The 19,099-nt window shown below is 62.7% G+C and carries 14 protein-coding genes and 1 pseudogene; 5 read left to right on the forward strand and 10 right to left on the reverse strand.

The features are described from left to right. Window positions 1-16: 16 nt before the first annotated feature. Entirely contained in the window at window positions 17-1,267 is a 1,251-nt protein-coding gene (gene kynU / locus FRZ40_RS08435) for a kynureninase (protein WP_147234795.1), read from the forward strand. A 10-nt stretch (window positions 1,268-1,277) separates the two neighbouring features. Then, window positions 1,278-2,212: pseudogene (kynA, locus tag FRZ40_RS08440) on the forward strand (tryptophan 2,3-dioxygenase). 749 nt (window positions 2,213-2,961) lie between these two features. Here the strand turns inward: kynA and FRZ40_RS08445 are convergent. From FRZ40_RS08445 to FRZ40_RS08475, 7 genes are all read right to left on the reverse strand, one after another. After that, on the reverse strand, window positions 2,962-3,702 hold the full coding sequence (locus tag FRZ40_RS08445) for an SDR family oxidoreductase (protein ID WP_147233849.1): 741 nt from the start codon (window positions 3,700-3,702) through the stop codon (window positions 2,962-2,964). Next, window positions 3,699-5,243 carry an FGGY-family carbohydrate kinase gene (locus FRZ40_RS08450; protein ID WP_147233850.1) on the reverse strand — a complete coding sequence of 515 codons (1,545 nt, stop codon included), beginning with the start codon at window positions 5,241-5,243 and terminating at the stop codon, window positions 3,699-3,701. Before FRZ40_RS08450 ends, FRZ40_RS08445 begins: the two co-directional genes overlap by 4 nt. Before the next feature lie 69 nt (window positions 5,244-5,312). After that, window positions 5,313-6,401, reverse strand: a complete 1,089-nt coding sequence (locus tag FRZ40_RS08455; protein ID WP_147233851.1) for an alcohol dehydrogenase catalytic domain-containing protein — start codon at window positions 6,399-6,401, stop codon at window positions 5,313-5,315. 43 nt (window positions 6,402-6,444) lie between these two features. After that, window positions 6,445-7,446, reverse strand: coding sequence for an ABC transporter permease (locus FRZ40_RS08460; protein ID WP_028364562.1), 1,002 nt, complete (start codon window positions 7,444-7,446; stop codon window positions 6,445-6,447). Then, complete coding sequence (locus FRZ40_RS08465; RefSeq protein WP_147234796.1) at window positions 7,433-8,980, reverse strand: sugar ABC transporter ATP-binding protein; 1,548 nt, start codon at window positions 8,978-8,980, stop codon at window positions 7,433-7,435. Before FRZ40_RS08465 ends, FRZ40_RS08460 begins: the two co-directional genes overlap by 14 nt. 70 nt (window positions 8,981-9,050) lie before the next feature. Beyond that, window positions 9,051-10,004 carry an ABC transporter substrate-binding protein gene (locus tag FRZ40_RS08470; RefSeq protein WP_028364560.1) on the reverse strand — a complete coding sequence of 318 codons (954 nt, stop codon included), beginning with the start codon at window positions 10,002-10,004 and terminating at the stop codon, window positions 9,051-9,053. Between the two features lie 90 nt (window positions 10,005-10,094). After that, a complete protein-coding gene (locus FRZ40_RS08475) occupies window positions 10,095-11,153 on the reverse strand; it encodes an AraC family transcriptional regulator (protein ID WP_147233852.1) in 1,059 nt (352 codons plus the stop codon). Window positions 11,154-11,736: 583 nt separating this feature from the next. On the opposite strand from FRZ40_RS08475, the gene dalD reads away from it, so the two are divergent. The 3 genes from dalD to FRZ40_RS08490 all read left to right on the forward strand — a co-directional run bounded on the left by dalD (window position 11,737) and on the right by FRZ40_RS08490 (window position 15,905). Next, window positions 11,737-13,143 carry a D-arabinitol 4-dehydrogenase gene (dalD, locus tag FRZ40_RS08480; RefSeq protein WP_147233853.1) on the forward strand — a complete coding sequence of 469 codons (1,407 nt, stop codon included), beginning with the start codon at window positions 11,737-11,739 and terminating at the stop codon, window positions 13,141-13,143. Window positions 13,144-13,314: 171 nt separating this feature from the next. Further along, a complete protein-coding gene (xylB, locus tag FRZ40_RS08485; RefSeq protein WP_028364556.1) occupies window positions 13,315-14,799 on the forward strand; it encodes a xylulokinase in 1,485 nt (494 codons plus the stop codon). A gap of 134 nt (window positions 14,800-14,933) precedes the next feature. Further along, the gene (locus FRZ40_RS08490; RefSeq protein WP_028364555.1) at window positions 14,934-15,905 is read left to right on the forward strand and encodes a sugar-binding transcriptional regulator; all 972 of its coding nucleotides are present in this window, start codon (window positions 14,934-14,936) and stop codon (window positions 15,903-15,905) included. Between the two features lie 3 nt (window positions 15,906-15,908). Here FRZ40_RS08490 and FRZ40_RS44935 read toward each other — a convergent pair whose 3' ends face one another. The 3 genes from FRZ40_RS44935 to FRZ40_RS08500 all read right to left on the reverse strand — a co-directional run bounded on the left by FRZ40_RS44935 (window position 15,909) and on the right by FRZ40_RS08500 (window position 19,047). After that, window positions 15,909-16,139: a glycosyltransferase family 9 protein gene (locus FRZ40_RS44935; RefSeq protein WP_240057123.1), complete on the reverse strand. Its 231-nt coding sequence runs from the start codon at window positions 16,137-16,139 to the stop codon at window positions 15,909-15,911. After that, window positions 16,136-17,689, reverse strand: coding sequence for a tetratricopeptide repeat protein (locus FRZ40_RS08495; RefSeq protein ID WP_240057124.1), 1,554 nt, complete (start codon window positions 17,687-17,689; stop codon window positions 16,136-16,138). The genes FRZ40_RS44935 and FRZ40_RS08495 overlap by 4 nt, the downstream gene beginning before the upstream one ends. 248 nt (window positions 17,690-17,937) lie before the next feature. Beyond that, window positions 17,938-19,047: an ABC transporter ATP-binding protein gene (locus tag FRZ40_RS08500; protein WP_147233854.1), complete on the reverse strand. Its 1,110-nt coding sequence runs from the start codon at window positions 19,045-19,047 to the stop codon at window positions 17,938-17,940. Between the last annotated feature and the right edge of the window lie 52 nt (window positions 19,048-19,099).

Consider the following 19,099-nt stretch of genomic DNA (forward strand, 5'->3'; position numbering starts at 1 on the left):
GACTGAACGAACCATGATGAATCAACGTGAAGAAGCACTCGCGCTCGACGCAGCCGATCCGCTCGCGCCCTTGCGCGACCAGTTCGCGCTTGCGCCGAACGTCATCTATCTGGACGGCAATTCGCTCGGCGTGCCGCCCGCCGCGGCCGCGCAGCGCGCGCAGACCGTGATCGGCGCCGAATGGGGCGAAGGCCTGATCCGCAGCTGGAACACGGCTGGCTGGTTCTCGCTGCCGCGGCGCCTCGGCAACAAGCTCGCCGCGCTGATCGGCGCGGCGCACAACGAAGTCGTCGTCACCGATACGATTTCGATCAACCTGTTCAAGGTGCTGTCGGCGGCGTTGCGCATGCAGGACCAGCGCGATCCGAAGCGCCGCGTGATCGTGTCGGAGCGTTCGAACTTCCCGACCGACCTGTACATCGCGCAAGGGTTGATCAAGCAGCTTGCTCGCGGCTATGAACTGCGACTCATCGACGATCCGTCCGAACTGCCCGCCGCGCTCACCGACGACGTCGCCGTCGCGATGATCACGCACGTGAACTACCGCACGGGCTACATGCACGATATGGCCGCCGTGACGAAGCTGATCCACGACAAGGGCGCGCTCGCGCTGTGGGATCTCGCGCACTCGGCGGGTGCCGTGCCCGTCGACCTGAACGGGGTCGGCGCGGATTGCGCCGTAGGCTGCACGTACAAGTATCTGAACGGCGGTCCCGGTTCACCCGCGTTCGTGTGGGTGCCGCATCGTCATCAGAACGAGTTCGAGCAGCCGCTGTCCGGCTGGTGGGGACATCGCGCGCCGTTCGCGATGGACCCGACGTATGCCGCCGACGACGGCATCGGCCGCTTCCTGTGCGGCACGCAGCCGATGGTGTCGATGTCGCTCGTCGAATGCGGCCTCGACGTGTTCCTGCAAACCGACATGCAGGCGATCCGCAAGAAGTCGCTCGCGCTGACGGATCTGTTCATCGATCTGGTCGAGACGCGCTGCAAGGAATTTCCACTCGAGCTCGTGACGCCGCGCGCACATGCGCAACGCGGCTCGCATGCGAGCTTCGAGCATCCGCATGGTTATGAAGTGATGCAGGCGCTGATCGCGCGCGGCGTGATCGGCGACTATCGCGAGCCGCATGTGCTGCGTTTCGGCTTTACGCCGTTGTACACGCGTTATGTGGACGTATGGGATGCCGTCGAGCATCTGCGCCACGTGCTTGCCGAAGAGACCTGGCGTGCGCCTGAATTCGCCGCGCGCGGCGCCGTGACCTGAGGAGCGCGCGATGACCGATCACATGAAGATGATGGACGACAAGCCGGCGCAAGGCTGCCCGTTCGGGCATGGCGCGACGCAGACGCCGCGCGCCGAGCATGCTTCCCACATGGCTGTCGATGAAGGCGGTGGATGGCACGACGCGCAGCTCGATTTTTCGAAGTCGATGAGTTATGGCGACTATCTGTCGCTTGGGTCGATCTTGCATGCGCAGCATCCTTTGTCTCCCGATCACAACGAGATGCTGTTCATCATTCAGCATCAGACGAGCGAACTATGGATGAAGCTTGCGCTGTATGAGTTGCGCGCGGCGCTGGCTTCCGTGCATCGTGATGAATTGCCGCCTGCGTTCAAGATGCTGGCGCGCGTGTCGCGGATACTCGAGCAGCTTGTGCAAGCGTGGAATGTGCTGTCGACGATGACGCCTTCCGAATATACGTCGATGCGGCCGTTTCTCGGCAGTTCTTCCGGCTTTCAGTCTTATCAGTATCGAGAGCTCGAGTTCATGCTTGGGAACAAGAATGAACAGATGCTCAAGCCGCATGCGCATCATCCTGACGTTCTTGCTGAGGTCAAGGCTGCGCTTGAGGCGCCTTCTTTCTATGATGAAGTTGTCCGGTTGTTGGCTCGGCGTGGATTTGCTATTGATGCGTCGCGGCTCGAGCGCGACTGGACTCAGCCTACCGTGCATGATGCTTCTGTCGAAGCGGCCTGGTTAGAGGTTTATCGAAATCCGTCCCAGCATTGGGAACTGTACGAGATGGCCGAAGAACTCGTCGATCTGGAAGATGCCTTTCGGCAGTGGCGGTTCCGGCATGTGACTACTGTTGAACGTATTATTGGGTTCAAGCAGGGTACGGGGGGACTAGCGGTGCGCCTTATCTGCGCAAGATGCTGGATGTTGTGTTGTTTCCTGAGCTTTGGCATGTGAGGACAATGCTGTAGTTTTTTTGTCTGCGACGCTAGTCGCCATTTTTTGGTTTTTTGGTTTTTTGCTTTTTGCTGCGCTGGCATCCGCGGTTTCGTATCCGTGCTTCAGGCGTTGCCCCTGTGCGGGGCGGCACCTACTTTTCTTTGCAGCGGCAAAGAAAAGTAGGCAAAAGAAAGCCGCTCACCCCGCCAATCCTTGTGTTTGCCTGCGGGCCCCCCACGGGTCCCGCACTCCACACGGCAACACGCTATTTCATGTGCGTTGCCAGCGCCTTTAACAGACGCATCACCCTCTCCAGTCATCCGTAGCACAGCCAGCGGCAGCGATCCGTCTGCGCCGCCCAGGTGGCAAACTGTGTGTAGGTTCTCGCACCTTACGCGTTCGCGCTTCTACGACTCCGATCCCGCTTTTCAGTCCGGAGTGGGGCACTTCCGTCGCGACGGCCTACACACCGTTTGCCACCTGGGCGGCTGTGGACTTCCGGTAACGCAATTCGTGACGCGGGATTGTGAAGTGGGTGAGGCGTGAGTTAGTACGCGGGCAACGGGCGTGAGACAGTGCGATGCCGTCTGGAGTGCGGGACCCGTGGGGGGCCCGCAGGCAACGACTAGGACTGGCGGTGTTAGCCCGCTTTCTTTGCTTACTTTCTTTGCGGCGGCAAAGAAAGTAAGTGCCGCCCCGCACAGGGGCAACGCCTGAAGCACCGATACGAAACCGCGGATGCCAGCGAAAAGCGAAAACAAAAAAACAAAAAACAAAAACATCACCTTGCGGTGTAACCACCATCGACAGGCAAAACTACACCACTAATCATCGAAGCCGCCTCGCTCAGCAAAAACAAAACCGGCTCAGCAACTTCCCGCGGTTCAGCGAACCGTTTCAGAGGAATCGCCTGCAAAGCAGGATCACGCTTCACAGGATCACTCCAGGCCTTAACCGCCATAGGCGTAAGAGTAACCGTAGGATTCACGCTATTGACCCGAATGCCATAGGCACCTAACTCAACACACAAAACCCGGGTAATAGCATCCATCGCCGCTTTAGAAGCGCAATAACTCAAATGCTCATCGAGCCCAACAAGCGCAGCCTGGCTAGACACATTGACAATGCTGCCGGCGCGCCCCGCATCGATCATCCCGCGCGCAACATGCCGCGCCACCAACGCGGCGCCGCGCGCGTTCACACTCATCACGCTATCGAAGCTCGCCGCCGTCGTGTCGATCGCGCGCTCCAGCACCGTCGTGCCCGCACAGTTCACCAGCCCATCGAACACGACATCGAGCGAACCTAAAGCTTCGTCAATAGCCGACTCGTCGCCGACATCCAACACCAAAGGCTCACAACCCGTCTCCTCTGCGAGCCGCGCAAGCTCGCCTACGTTGCGCGCCGCCGCCACAACCTGCGCGCCGCTCGCGCGCAGCAGTTCGACCGTCACACGGCCAATGCCGCTGGAAGCACCCGTCACCAGAATCGAGCGCCCGGAAAAATCGAAGGATAGGTTCATTTTGCTTGCAGTCGATGCATGACCGGCTTCAATGCCGGATACAAATCCGTATAGATGCCGAAGCGCTCCGCATACATCGCCTGCCGCGCCGCGTCAGGCTTCACGCGTTCGATCAGCCTTACCCAGCCGCCTCGCGCCGTCTCCTGCGAAATCAGCTTCGTGCCGTACGCGGCGAGCAAAGCCGCGCCCATCGCCGCTTCCACGTCCTGTTCGATCGTGTACACAGGGAAACCCGTGATGTCCGCGATGATCGACATCCACAAATCCGAATGCGCCGCGCCACCGACCACGATCAGCTTGTCGTCGAGTGACTTCGCACCCTTGCGCCCTGCGACGATGTTGTGCTGCAACGCAAACGCGACGCCTTCCAGCACCGCGCGATACAGATGCGCTCGCGTGTGATACAGATTCAAACCGACGAATGCGCCACTCGCCTTCGCGTCCCATACGGGACTGCGTTCGCCCATCAAATACGGCAAGAACATCACGCCATCGGCACCGGCCGGAATCTGCGCGGCGTCCTCTTCGAGCAGTTGATGTGGATCGCCGCCCGGTATCGCCTTCGCGGCTTCGACCTCCTCATGACAGAACTGCTCGCGATACCACGTCACCGACGCGCCCGCCGTGATCGCGCCGCCGAACACATAAATGTCCTCCAGCCCGTTGAACACGTGCGGCATGCTGACGAGCCCGTGCCGCGCATCGACACTCTGGTTGATATAACCCCAGCACATGCTCGTGCCGATCATCGCAACGTGCTGGCCCGCGCGCGTGACGCCCGCCGCATACGTGGCCATCGCCGCATCGACACCGCCCGCGACGATCGCTGTGCCCGCGTCGAGTCCGAGCTGCTCCGTCCATTGCGACAGCAATCCGCCCACCACATCCGACGATTCGACCAGATGCTCCGGCATCATCGTGGCGGGAATGCCGAGCATGTCGAGCGCTTCGTCGGACCAGTCGCGCTTTGCGATGTCGTACACGCCGCCGATGTTGCCAGCCGAACTGTGATCGACGGCCACTTCGCCCGTCAGCAGATAAATCACATATGCGTTCGGCGGCAAGAAGAATCGCGTATTCGCCCACACGTTCGGCTCGTTGTCGCGCAGCCAGAGCATCTTCGTATAGCCGTAGTAGCTGTCGACGCCGTTGCCCGTAATCGCATACAGCTTGTCGAGATCGACGTGCTCGCGCACCCACTCGACTTGCGCCGTCGCGCGCCGGTCCATCCAGATGAGGCACGGATAAAGCGGCTTCATGTCGCTATCGACGGGAATGCCCGAACCGCCGTAAAGACTGCTCACGCACACCGCCTTGATCGCATTCGAAGCGACGCCCGCTTCGCGCGCCTTGCCGACGCAGCGCGCAATGCATTCGATCACCGCCTTCATCCACACGGTCGGCCATTGCTCGGCCCACAAGGGCTTCGGCGTGTCCGGGTGATAGCCGCTCGAATGCTGCGCGACGATTGCGCCGCTCTCGTCGACGAGCACGGCCTTCGTGCTCTGCGTGCCGATATCGACGCCGATGACGTAGTTCATAGTGTCTCCGTGTGCGCGCCTCTCACAACGCGCACTGTGTATTTTTCGAATGACGGGCGAACTATCCGGCTATCGTGCAGGCTTCATCAACACCTTGATCGAATCGAGCGAATTCGCGACCTTGATCGCTTCGTCCCATTCTTCGAGCGAGAAGCCGTGCGTGACGATGCCTTTCGACGTGACGAGTCCGCGCGCCAGCAGGTCGATCGCAACCGGATAGCAGTAAGGGCCGAGATGCGCGCCGCGCACATCGAGTTCCTTGCGGTCGCCGATGATCGACCAGTCCATTGTAGTCTCCGCACCGAACACGGAAAACTCGACAAAACGCCCGAGCTTGCGAATCAGGTCCATGCCCTGATTCACGCCCGCCGGCACGCCCGTCGTTTCGATGTAGACATCGCAGCCATAGTTGTCCGTCAGCGACTTGACGATGGCGAGCGCATCGTCGCTCTTCGGATTGATCGTCACGTCCGCACCGTATTCGCGCGCGAGTTCGAGACGCTCGTCGACGAGATCGATCACGACGAGTTTCTTCGGTGTTTTCAGATGCGCGACCTGCGTCATCATCAGACCGAGCGGGCCCGCACCCGCGATCACGACGACATCGTCCAGCTGAATGTCGCCGCGATTCACCGTATGAATCGCGCAAGCCAGAGGTTCGATGATCGCGGCGTCTTCCAGCGAGATGCCGTCGGGAATCTTGTGCACGATGGCCGTCGGCGGAATACGCATGTAGTCGGCCATGCCGCCGTCCGCGACTTCGCGCTGGAAGCCGAAAATGTTGTGCACTTCGCACATCCAGTACTGGCCGGACTTGCAATAACGGCACTTGCCGCACGGCACGATCTGCTCGGCGATCACGCGGTCGCCCTTTTTCACGCCGAAATGTTCTTCCGCGCCTTCCCCGAGTTCTTCGACATAGCCAAAGAATTCATGGCCCGGAATCACGGGCGCCTTCACCCACGGACTCGGGCCGCCCCAGAACATCTTCGCGCCGGAATAGCACTTGCAGTCGCTCGCGCAGATGCCGCACGCGGCGATGCGGATCACGAGTTCATGCGCGCGCGCCTGAGGCTTCGTCACGCGTTCGACACGGTAATCTTCCGGCGCGTGACACACGATCGCCGTCATGCTTTTGCTGTTGTCCTGAGTCGTCATTGCATTGCCCTGCTTTTAAGTGGAGAACAGAGGAAAGAGAACATCATTTCTTGCGTTCACGGCTGATGTAGATCGCGAGCAGAATGATTCCGCCCTTGATCACGTTCTGCACATACGGATTCACGCCGACCATGTTGAGGCCGTTGTTCAGCACGCCTAGCAGCAGCGCGCCGATCAGCGTGCCGATGATCGAGCCGCGTCCGCCCGAGATCGACGTGCCGCCCATCACCACGGCCGCGATCGCATCGAGTTCGAAGCCGACGCCCGCATTCGGCTGACCGCTCATCAGACGCGATGTCAGCACGATCGCCGCGAACGAAGACGTCAAACCGGCAAGCGTATAGACGATCAGCTTCACGCGCGCGACGCGCACGCCCGACAGTCGGGTCGCCTGTTCGTTGCCGCCAATCGCGTACACGTAGCGTCCGAACGGCATGCGTTCGAGCAGCAGCCATGCGATCGCGTAGACGACGAGCATGATGAGGACGGGCGCCTGAATGCCGAACACCTTGCCGCTGCCGAAGAAGCTGACCCATTCCGGCAAGCCGTCGATCGGATAGCCACCCGTGTAGATCAACGCGAGGCCGCGCGCGATGCCCATCGTCGCAAGCGTGACGATGATGGGCGGCATGCCCGCGAACGCAACGAAGAAACCATTCGCGACGCCGAAGCCGAGCCCCACCGCGATGCCGATCACAATCGCCGCGACGCCGTTGAGCCCCGCGACCATCAGCCCCGCCGCGAGCGTGCCCGACAGCGCCATCACCGAACCGACAGACAGGTCGATGCCGCCCGTCAGGATCACGGCCGTCATGCCGACGGCGATGATCGCGTTGATCGACACCTGGCGCAGCACGTTTTCCAGATTTGCCGCCGACAGAAAACTGTCGCTCGCGAACACCATCACGATGCACACGACGAGCAGACCGATGAACGGATAGAACAGCGTCGAGCGCTTGATGCTCGCCCAGTTCAGGCGGAACGGCGCGCCCGGCGTGTCGGATGTGACCGTCGAGGTCTTCGGAGAAGAGTTAGGCGTGTTCATGTTGTGTTGCTCCACGAGTGCCGGTTGATGCACCAGCCGTTGCACCAGCCGTTGCATAAGTCATCACGGCATTCGATTCGATCTGGTCGCCTTCGAGCATTGCTTCGATGCGTCCTTGCCGGAACACCGCGACGCGATCGCACATGCCGACGATCTCCGGCAGCTCCGACGAAATCATGATGATCGAGTAGCCGCGCGCGGTGAGTTCGCGCATCAGCAGATAGATTTCCGCCTTCGCGCCGACATCGATGCCGCGCGTCGGCTCGTCGAAGATGAGGATGTTGGTGTGGTGATTCAGCCAGCGCGCGATCACCACCTTCTGCTGATTGCCGCCCGACAGCGTCGCGACTTCCGTATGCATGGTCGGCGCCTTCACGCCGACGCGCTTCATGATGTCGGCCGTCGCCTTCGCTTCGCTGCCGTGATCGATGAAAAAGCGTCCCGTGCGGTACTTGCCGAGGTTGTTGATCGAAATGTTCTGCTTGATCGAGAACGACGTAATCAGCCCTTCCGTCTTGCGGCTCTCGGGCAGAATGCCGATGCCGGACTTCAACGCATCGGCGGGATCGGACAGGTTCACCGCCGCGCCGTTGATGCGAATGTCCTTCACGTGCGCTGTGTCCGCGCCGATCACCGCGAGCGCCGTTTCCGTGCGCCCCGAACCGACGAGCCCCGCAAAGCCGAGTATTTCGCCTTCGCGCAGCGTGAAGCGGTTCGTCGGACCGTCTTTGTGCAGTTGCAGTGCGTTCACTTCGAGGACGTTCTTCGCATCGGCGGGCAAGGTCGGCTTCGGCGGAAAGCTGCTTTCGATCTTGCGTCCCACCATCATCTCGACGAGACGGCTCACGTCCGTCTGCGCGACATCCGTCATGCCGACATACTGGCCATCGCGCAATACTGTGATCCGATCGCACACTTCGAAAATCTCTTCGAGGTGATGCGAGATGAAAATCATCGCGACGCCCTGCTGTTTCAGATCGCGCATGATCGTGAACAGATGCTCGGCTTCGGCAGGCGTGAGCGTCGCCGTCGGTTCGTCGAGAATCAGAATGCGCGCATTCAGCGACAACGCCTTGCCGATTTCGACGAACTGCTGCTGCGCGACGGACAGCTCGCGGATCGGCACGGACAGATCGATCGCGACGCCGAGCCGCGCGAAAATCTCCGCGGCCGCGCGACGCATCTTCAAACGATCCAGCATGCCGAAGCGATTGCGCAACTCGCGGCCGAGAAACATGTTTTCGACAGCGTTCAGATACGGAATCAGGCTGAACTCCTGAAACACGATACCGACGCCCGCCGCCACCGCGTCGTGATAGTTCGTGAAGTGCCGCGCTTCGCCGTCGATCACGATCGTGCCGTCGTCGGGCTGATAGATGCCGCACAGAATCTTCATCAGCGTCGACTTGCCTGCGCCGTTCTCGCCGAGCAGCGCGTGAATCTCGCCGCGCGCGATCTCGAGATGAATGTCCTGCAGCGCCTTCACGCCCGGAAAGCTCTTCGTGATGTTGTCGAGTTTGAGGATCGTGTCCATCGCGTTTCCCTTGTTCATGCAGTGACGCCTGTGTGAAGAAGCGAGCGTCACTGCATACGCAACACGTCGCTTACCAGCTGAAGCCCTTCGCGTTGTCCTTGTCGACGAGCTTCACGTCGACGGGAATCGCCTTCGGCACATTGGCGCCCCACTTCTTCGCGAGCGCCACGCCAATCGCGAGGCGAATCTGATCGCGCGGAAATTGCGCGGACGTTTCGATGAACTTCGAGTTCGGTTTCTGGATCGCGGTGATCGCTTCGGGTGCACCGTCGACGCTCGTCAGCTTGATGTCCTTGCCCGACGATTCGATCGCGGACAATGCGCCCATCGAGCCGCCGTCGTTCACGCTGAAGATGCCCTTCAGGTTCGGATGCGCCTGGATCATGTTCTCGGTGACGGACAGTGCCGTCGCGCGTTCCTGCTTGCCGTTCTGCGTATCGACCACCTTCACGTTCGGGAACTTCGCGAGCGCCGCCTTGCAGCCGCGCACGCGTTCGAGAATCGGCACGACGGGAATGCCGTCGAGAATCGCCACTTCGCCGCTGCCGCCGATCGCCTTGGCAAGGTATTCACACGACATCTGTCCGGCATCGAAATTCTTCGAACCGACAAACGAATCGACGGGGCCGTTCGCGTTCGCATCGACGGCGACGACCACGGCGCCCGCCTTCTTCGCCGATGTCACGGCCGACTGGATGCCCGTCGAATCGGTCGGGTTCACGAGCAGAATGTCGATCTTCTTCTGCAGCATGTCTTCGACGTCGCTGACCTGCTTGCTCACGTCGTGATGCGCATCGGTGACGACGACGGTCGCGCCGATCGACGCAGCGGCATCGTTGAGCGCTTTTTGCATCGTCACGAAGTACGGGTTGTTCAGCTCCTGGAAGGTCATGCCGATTTTTAGCGGCGCGGCGTTCGCGGCGGCGGGCGCGAACAGCGGCGCGGCGAGCATTGCGGCCGCGAAGGCCAGCGTTGCGCGAACGCGCAATGCGCGAGGCTGATGCGATGAATTGCTGTGCGTCATGGTTTGTCTCCGTTTATGAGGATGAGTGCTTCCCTCGCGCTGTCTGGCAGCGCGATGAGCGGGTGAAACGTCGGGACTTGCTGGACTGCTCTAGGTCGTCGCGAGCGGCGAGCCCAAAGGTGGAGATGCCGCGGGCGCGGCGCGAGGCTGCGTATCGGGATGGCTACGCGTGTGCGGATGGCTACGCGTGTGCGGATGACTGCGCGCCTGCTCGGCGGGCACGATCGAGGGCGCGTTGGCGATGCCCTTGCCGAGCGCCGCCGCCGCTTCGGAAGCGTCGCGGCTCGCGTCGTTCAGGTGCTGGAAGCGGCGGAACTTCGACGGAGCCATGCCTTTCGCGCTAAGAAACTGGCGGTTGAAGTTCGACAGATTGTTGAAGCCGACCTTGTAGCAGATGTCCGTGACGCTCAGTTCATCGTCCATCAGCAGCTGACACGCGAGGTTGATGCGCATCCGGTTCACGTACTGCACGAAAGTGAGCCCCGTATGCCGCCGGAAGTATCGCGAGAACGCGCTCACGCTCTGGCCGGCGAGTTGCGCGAGTTCGGATTCGCGCAGGTCGGACGTGAGATTCTTGCCGATATACGACAGCACGTGATTGATGCGCGTCGATGCGTAGCTGCTCGGGTCGATCTGATACGCGGGGCTCGCGAGCAGTTCGCGGTCGCTCGCGTTCAGCAGGATTTCCATCATCGACAGGAACAACACCATGCGGCGCAGGCCGCGTGCGTCGAGCAGCTCCATGAAAAGCGGCTGGATCTTCGCGCTGGTTTGCGGACCGAATGACACGCCGCGCCGCGAATCCGCCAGCAGTGCTTCGAGCGTGCGCCACTCGGGAAAGCTCTCGGTGCAATGCGCGACGAAGTCCTGCGGAAACTGCACAACGAGATTGCGCTGTTCGATCGTCACGCCTTCGGGCACTTCGCTGACCCAGTTGTGCGGCAGGTTCGGGCCCATCAGCACGAGATTGCCCGGCGCGAACGGACCGATGTAATCGCCGACGAACATCTTGCCCGTCGTCGCGACGATCAGATGGATTTCGAATTCCGGATGAAAGTGCCAGCGCACCGTGCGGTACGGAAAGCCGTGATACCACGCCTTGAACGATTCGTCGCGGCGCACGGTGACCAGTTCGAGATCGGGTTGCACGTCGTTCTCCTGACGAGGCCGCTCAAAGGCCCGACTGCGCGCTTGCCGCGCGACCCGCAAGCGGAGCCGCATCTTGATGCGCGTGCAACGACGTAACCGGCTTGACGATGCCCTTCATCTGTCTTCCTCCTGTGTCTGCGTCGCTCTTGTTGTGTGTACCGAAAGTTAGACCCCGGACGCAATGGCGGCCACTAGAAATGAGACCGCCGACCGATACTTTTTTGCATTCGGGTTAGTCCTGACCTCTTCACTGTCAAATTTGATGCAATGCAACAGCATCGCAAGCGCGCGTCGGACAAGACGCGGCGCATGCATGACGCGCGCTTCACAGGCCCGCCCCGTCGCGCTGCGCCACGAAAAAGCCGTGTCCTTCGCCTTGACATTCAACCGACCGGATACGATCATTAGTTCACATCAAGAGCAAATGCTCTTCATTTCGAACGGCGGCTCGCAACGTCGAGACAGCTTCTAGACTTATTCGAAAGAACGCACGCGAAGACCGTGCGCAAAAGGCTTTCAAAACCAGCATGGGACCGGAGCAAGGCGCTCGACGCAAGGACTCCGGCCGACACAGGAGACGCACATGAACAGCGGCGCAAGCGGCGCAAGCAGGCAGGTGATCCTGCATATCGGCGCAGGCTCATTCCATCGCGCGCACCAGGCCTGGTATCTGCATCGGCTCAACGAAGCGCGCAAGCCCGACGATCCGCACTGGTCGCTGAGCGTCGGCAACATCCGCAGCGACATGAACGCCGTCGCCGATGCGCTCGCCGCGCAGAACGGCGTCTACACGCTCGAAACCGTCACGCCGCAAGGCGAGCGCGCGTACGAAACGATCCGCTCGATCGAGCGCGTGGTGCCGTGGTCGGCGAATCTGGATGCGCTCGTCGAAGCAGGCGCCGATCCCGCGTGCAAGATCATTGCGTTCACGGTCACGGAAGGCGGCTATTACCTCGACGAGCACGACAAGCTCGACAGCGCGAACCCCGACCTCGCCGCCGATCTGAACGGCGCGCGCACGACCATCTACGGTGCGCTGGCCGCGATTCTCGAAGCGCGCATGCAGCGCAATGCAGGCCCCGTGACACTTCAGACCTGCGACAACCTGCGCAGCAACGGCGACCGGTTCAAGGCAGGCATGACGCAGTTCCTCGAACGACGCGGCGCGACTGCATTGCGTCAATGGTTCGATGCGAACACCGCGTGTCCGAACTCGATGGTCGATCGCATCACGCCGCGCCCGACGCCCGACGTGCGCGAGCGCGTGAAAGCGGCCACGGGTTTCGACGACGCCTGCCCCGTGATGGGCGAATCGTTTATCCAGTGGGTGATCGAGGATCACTTCATCGCCGGACGGCCGGCCTGGGAGCACGTCGGCGCGGAACTGGTCGAGTCGGTGCTGCCGTACGAAGAAGCGAAGATCCGCATTCTCAACGCGACACATAGCTGCATTGCGTGGGCGGGCACGCTGGTCGGCCTGACGTACATCCACGAAGGCACGCTCGATCCCGAGATCCGCCAGTTCGCGCATGACTACGTGACACAGGACGTGATTCCGTGCCTCACGCCCAGTCCGCTCGATCTCGCGAAGTATCGCGACGTCGTGCTCGAACGCTTCGGCAATCCGTATATCCAGGACACGAATCAGCGCGTCGCCGCCGATGGCTTCTCGAAGATTCCCGGCTTCATCGCGCCGACGCTGTCCGAGTGCTTCGCGCGCAAGGCCGAGCCGAACGCGACGGCGATGCTGCCTGCGCTGTTTTTCCGCTTTCTCGACGGCTGGCAGCAAGGCAAGCTGCCGTACACGTATCAGGACGGCGTGATGGACGAAGGCGTCGCGCGCGGCTTCTTCAAGGCCGCCGATCCCGTGCAGGCGTTCTGCGCGGACCGGCTGCTGTGGGGCAGCATGGCGGGCACGGCTTCGCTGGAGAGCGTGGTGCGTTCGGCGCTCGGCCGCGTCGATGCGTGGCTCGCCAGGCGGGGCACATAAACCCGCGTCAGATTCGTAGCGACATGGCCGCGCATGGACTCCGTTCACGCGCGGCCGCTCTCATTGATCGCCGCGTTCGATACGTGTCATCCGCCAGGTCTTTTGCGCATGGCATCGCACGCGGCATGCGGCTAAAGTAGCGCATCTCCTACCGACGAAGGTTTCGCGCCCATGTATCTCGGCATCGACCTCGGCACGTCCGAAGTGAAAGTTCTGCTGCTTGCGTCCGACGGACGCGTGGTCGGCACGGCAGGTTCTCCGTTTACCGTTTCGAGGCCGCATCAGCGCTGGTCGGAGCAGAATCCGTCCGACTGGTGGCAAGGCACACGCGAAGCGCTGTTCGCGCTGCGCGAGCGCTTTCCCGAGCAGTTCGCGCAGATCCGCGGCATCGGCCTGTCGGGACAGATGCACGGCGCGGTGCTGCTCGACAAGCAGGACCGCGTGCTGCGTCCGGCCATCCTGTGGAACGACATGCGCGCGGTCGAAGAATGCGACGAGCTGTATCGACGCGCGCCGGATCTGCACCGGATCGCCGGCAATCTGGCGATGCCCGGTTTCACCGCGCCGAAGCTTTTGTGGGTCGCGCGTCACGAGCCGGAGATTTTCCGGCAGACGGCCTGCGTGCTGCTGCCGAAGGATTACTTGCGCCTGCAACTGACGGGCGACAAGGTCTCCGATCCGTCCGACGCCGCGGGCACGCTCTGGCTCGACGTCGCGCAGCGCGACTGGTCCGACACGCTGCTCGCGGCCTGCGAGTTGAACCGCTCGCACATGCCGCGTCTCGCGGAAGGCAGCGCGTCGTCGGGCATGCTGCGGCCCGAGCTTGCGGAAGAACTCGGCTTGCGCGAACCCGTCGTCGTGGCGGCGGGCGGCGGCGACAACGCGACGAGCGCGATCGGTATCGGCGCGACGCAGCCGGGCGATGGCTTCGTGTCGCTCGGCACGTCGGGCGTGCTGTGCGTGATCGGCAACAGCTTCCGTCCCAATCCCGAGTCGGCCGTGCATGCGTTCTGTCATGCGATCCCCGACCGCTGGCATCAGATGAGCGTGGTACTGTCGGCGGCAAGCTGCCTGCGCTGGGTCTGCAAGCTCACGTCGACGGACGAGCCGACGCTGCTCGCCGAAGTTGAAAAGCTGGCCGACGACGCGCTCGTCACTGCGCCGCTCTTCCTGCCGTATCTGTCGGGCGAACGTACGCCGCACAACGACCCGTATTCGCAGGGCGTATTCTTCGGCATGACGCACGCCACCGACCGCGCGTTGCTCGGCTACGCGGTGCTCGAAGGCGTGACGCTCGCGCTGACGGACGGCCTCGACGCGTTGCGCGCGGCGGGCACGGAAGTGAGCGCGCTGTCGCTGCTGGGCGGCGGCGCGCGCAGCAACTACTGGGCGCAACTGCTCGCCGATTCGCTCAACACGACCACGCGCAAGCACGGCGGCGGCGAGACGGGCGCGGCGCTCGGCGCGGCGCGTCTCGGCTGGCTCGCGGCAGGCGGCGATCCCGCGAAGGTGCTGACCAAGCCGCCCGTCGAAATCGAATTCACGCCGAACGCGCGGCGGCATGCCGTGCTGCGCGAGCGGCTCGCGAGTTATCGCGCGCTGTACCGGCATGTGAAGCCGATGTTCGCGCCCGCGCGCGAAGCGAACCCGGCGTAGTGCACAGCGCCCATTGAACCGGATATCGAACGTGCCGCAGACGGCGATGAACGTCACAGCATGCAGCGCACCAGAACGCCCGACGCGGGCTTCCTGGTGTAACGCGCTTCGGCGCATTCCTGACCGCCACCATCGTGCCCAAGTCCACTGAAAAGCTCGATCTCGCGACGCGCGCCGCCTGGCTCTACTACGTCGCGGGTAATACGCAAAACGAGATCGCGGAAAAACTGCAGGTCTCGCGCCCCGTCGCGCAGCGGCTCGTCGCATTCGCCGTCGAGAAGAACCTGATCCGCGTGCGCGTCGATCATCGGCTCGCGGACTGTCTGTCGCTCGCGGATCAGTTGTCGAAGCGCTACGGCCTGTCGATGTGCGAAGTCGTCCCCGTCGACAACGACAAGCCGGAAGAGATCGACCGCAAGCTTGCCGTCGCAGGGGCGCAGGTGATGGAGCGCTATCTCAACGAAGAGCGGCCGATGGTCGTCGCGGTCAGCAGCGGCCGGACGCTAAAGGCCGTCGTCGATCAGGTCGGGCAGCTGGAGCGGCCGCAGCACCGGCTCGTGTCGATGGTCGGCGCGATTGCGCAGGACGGCTCGTCGAACCGCTACGACGTCGCGCTGCACATCTCCGAGAAGACGGGCGGCAAGCACTTCCTGCTCCCCGCGCCGCTGATCGCCGATAGCGAAGCGGAGCGCGCGCAGTGGTGCAATCACCGTTTGTACCGGATCGTCGAATCGCTGTCGGGCGAGGCGGACGTCGCGTTCGTCGGGATCGGCAACATCGGCCTGCATTGTCCGCTGCACGACGACGGCTTCATCACGTCGGATGAAGTGGAGGAGCTGGTGTCGCTCGGCGCGGTGGCCGAACTGCTTGGCTTGCCCATCGATGCGAGCGGTGCACGCGTCGAATCGCCGACGGGCCGCCGCGTGACCAGCCTGCACCTCGATTCGCCGCCGAAGCGTCCTGTGATCGGCTTCGCGGGCGGCGAACGCAAGCGCAATGCGGTGATTGCCGCGTTGAAGGGCGGTTGGCTGTCGGGACTCGTGACGGATGAATTGTGCGCACGCGCCGCCCTCAATCACGCAGGCGGACCGGCCGCGGGCTCATAGCGCTTATAGCGTTTCGAGCGCGCGGCGCACCGCTTCGACCACAGGCTGCCAGTCGCCCAGCACCTGTTGGCGGAACAGGCGCGCGCTCGGATACCACGGTGTGGTTTCGCCCGACATCGTCCAGCGCCAGTCGGCCTGCTTCGGCAGCAACACCCACACTGGCTTGCCGAGCGCGCCCGCCAGATGCGCGACGGAGGTATCGACGGTAATGACGAGATCCAGCGATTCGATCACGGCCGCCGTCGCGTGGAAGCTGTCGAGCAACTGGCCGAGCGCGCAGATCGGCCAGCGATGCGCGAGGCCATCCAGTTGCGCTTCACCCGCCCCTTCTGCAGTGCGAACCACGCGAGGCCGCGCGCCGATGCGAGAGGTTCGAGCGCGGCGAGCGGCGCCGAACGGTACACATCGAGGTAGTGCTGCGGATTGCCCGCCCACACGAGCCCGACTTTCCTGCCCGAACCCGCGGCCTTCTCGATCAATCCGCGCCAGGCATCGACCTGAGTTTCATCCGCCGACAGATACGGCACGGCCTGCGCGATCGCATCGTCGTCGAGCCAGGTGGGCACGCTCATCATGCGGCAGTAGTAGTCGTAGCCGCTGGCGGGCGCCTGGGTCAGCACACCGTTCACGCCCCGGATGCGCGCGAAGAGCGGCGCCAGTTCGTCGCTCGTCCACACATCGACGGTTGCGCCCAGACCGTGCAGCACGTCGGCGTAGCGAACGAACTGCAGCTGGTCGCCCGCGCCCTGTTCGCGCGCCAGCAGAAAGCGCTTGCCGTCGAGCGGCTCGCCCTTCCATTCAGGCAGATCGAGCGGCGGGTATTCGCGCAGACCGTTCGCCGTCGTCTTGCGATGCTCGTAGTACGCCCAGCCCTCGCGGAAGTTGCCGCGCCGCAGTTCGGACATGCCAAGCAGCTTGTATGCATTCGACACATCCGGCGCGAGTTCAATGGCGCGGCGAAGATGTGCGTCGGCTTCGTCGTAGCGCGACATGCAGGTCAGCGTGAACGCGATGTTGTTGTGCAGCGTCGCCGAATGCGGCAAGACTTCGAGCGCGCGCTGGTAGCGGATGACGGCGTCGTCGAACTTTAACTGGGCGTCGACCGCGAAGGCGACGCCGAACAATGCGTGCGCATTTTCCGGGTTCTGCCGCAGCGCGCGCTCGAAACACGTCGCGGCTTCGGCGTGGCGACGCACGGCGTTGAGCGTCAGGCCGAGACCTAGCAAGACGCGCATATCGTCGGGTGCATAGCGCGCCGCGTTTTCGTAGGCGGCCACGGCTTCGTGCGGACGCCCGAGTACTTCGAGCATGTCTGCACTGCCCAGTGCCGCTTCGAAACAATGACTGTCGAGCGCAAGCGCCTGCTGAAAGCTGGCGAGCGCGTCTTCAGGCTTCGACAGACAACGCAGCGCCTTGCCGAGATTGCAATGCGCGAGCGCATCGTGCGGCGCGCACTCGACCGCTCTGCGAAAGAAGTTCGCTGCGTGCTCGTTGTCGCCGCGCGAAAGCGCCGCGATGCCGCGATCGTTCAGACAGTCCGCGTGGTTCGGTTGCAGTGCGAGCGACGCGTCGAAGCATTCGATCGCCCGCTCGACGTCCTGCCGCTGCAGATACAGCACGCCGAGCATATAGCGCGTGTTGGCATCGCCGTGTTGTGTATCGAGAATCGCGCGATATGCATGTTCCGCGCGATCCAGTTCGCCCGCGCGATGGAACGCGAGCGCGCGCTCCGCAGCCGACGCCGGGATGGTGTTGTCGTGTGTGAAGGGAGAAGCGTTGTGCATGGCGTCTTGAGTCGGCCGCACGCGCCTGTTAGCGCGACCTGACGAGCGATCGCGCGAATGACGTGCGTTGATATGGACGGGAAACGGACAGCACCACCTGAAGAACCGCTCAGGCTCAAGCTGTCAGACGATGCACAATTTTGATATGGGGTATGGCGTGGAGCTATCGGACAAGTCCGAGTCCGCAATGAAGAAAGGCGCCGTTGCAGCAATTGCAACGGCGCCCTTTAGCGATGCAGTTCAGCGAATCAGGCCGCCAGCACTTCGACGATCTTGCGCTGGAACGCGTTGCCGTCGCTGTCGAACAGATGGCAATGATCGGGCGATGCGCCGAGACGCAACGTCGCGCCCTTCTCGTGCCGTTCGAGCGGCGGAATGCGCGCGATCAGACCGTCCGGCGCGACGCTGCTTTCGGCGTAAAGATACGCTGCATCGCCGAGCGATTCGACGGCCATGATGCGCGCCGACACGCCATAGTCAGGCACATCGATATGCAGATGCTCCGGGCGGATGCCGACCGTCACCTTGTCGCCCTCTTTTGCGCGGGCCGGCTCGACCAGCACGAGCTGCGTCTCGCCCGTTTCGTACTTGACGAGCACGCCGTTCGCCGACACCGACTGCACGACGCCTTCGAGGAAGTTCATCTTCGGCGAGCCGATGAAGCCCGCAACGAAGCGGTTCGCCGGCGCGTGATACAGCGTGTTCGGGCTGCCGACCTGCTCCAGATTACCCGCCGACAGCACGACGATCTTGTCCGCGAGCGTCATCGCTTCGACCTGATCGTGCGTCACGTAGATCATCGTCGTCTTCAGTTCGTCGTGCAGACGCGCGAATTCGAGGCGCATCTTCACGCGCAGCGCGGCGTCGAGGTTCGACAGCGGTTCGTCGAACAGGAACACCTTCGGCTTGCGCGTGATTGCGCGGCCGATCGCCACGCGCTGACGCTGACCGCCCGACAGCTGCTTCGGCTTGCGTTCGAGCAGATGGTCGATGTGCAGGATCTTCGCGGCGTTGCGCACGGCGGCGTCGATCTCCGGCTTCTTCGTGCCCGCGAGCTTCAGGCCGAACGCCATGTTGTCGTACAGCGTCATGTGCGGATAGAGCGCGTACGACTGGAACACCATCGCAATGCCGCGCTTGGCAGGCGGCACGTCGTTCATGCGCGTGCCATCGATCTGCAGATCGCCGCCCGTGATGTCTTCGAGGCCGGCAATCATCCGCATCAGCGTGGACTTGCCGCAGCCGCTTGGACCCACGAACACGACGAACTCGCCATCCTGAATGTCGAGATTGATGTTGCGCATCACCTCGTTGTCGTCGTAGGCCTTCCTGATGTTGCGCAGCGTTACGCTTGCCATGATGTGTCTCCGAATTTCCCTGCTACGTTGAATCGATTTGCCGGACGCGCCT

This window comes from Paraburkholderia azotifigens (assembly GCF_007995085.1).
Lineage (GTDB): Bacteria > Pseudomonadota > Gammaproteobacteria > Burkholderiales > Burkholderiaceae > Paraburkholderia > Paraburkholderia azotifigens.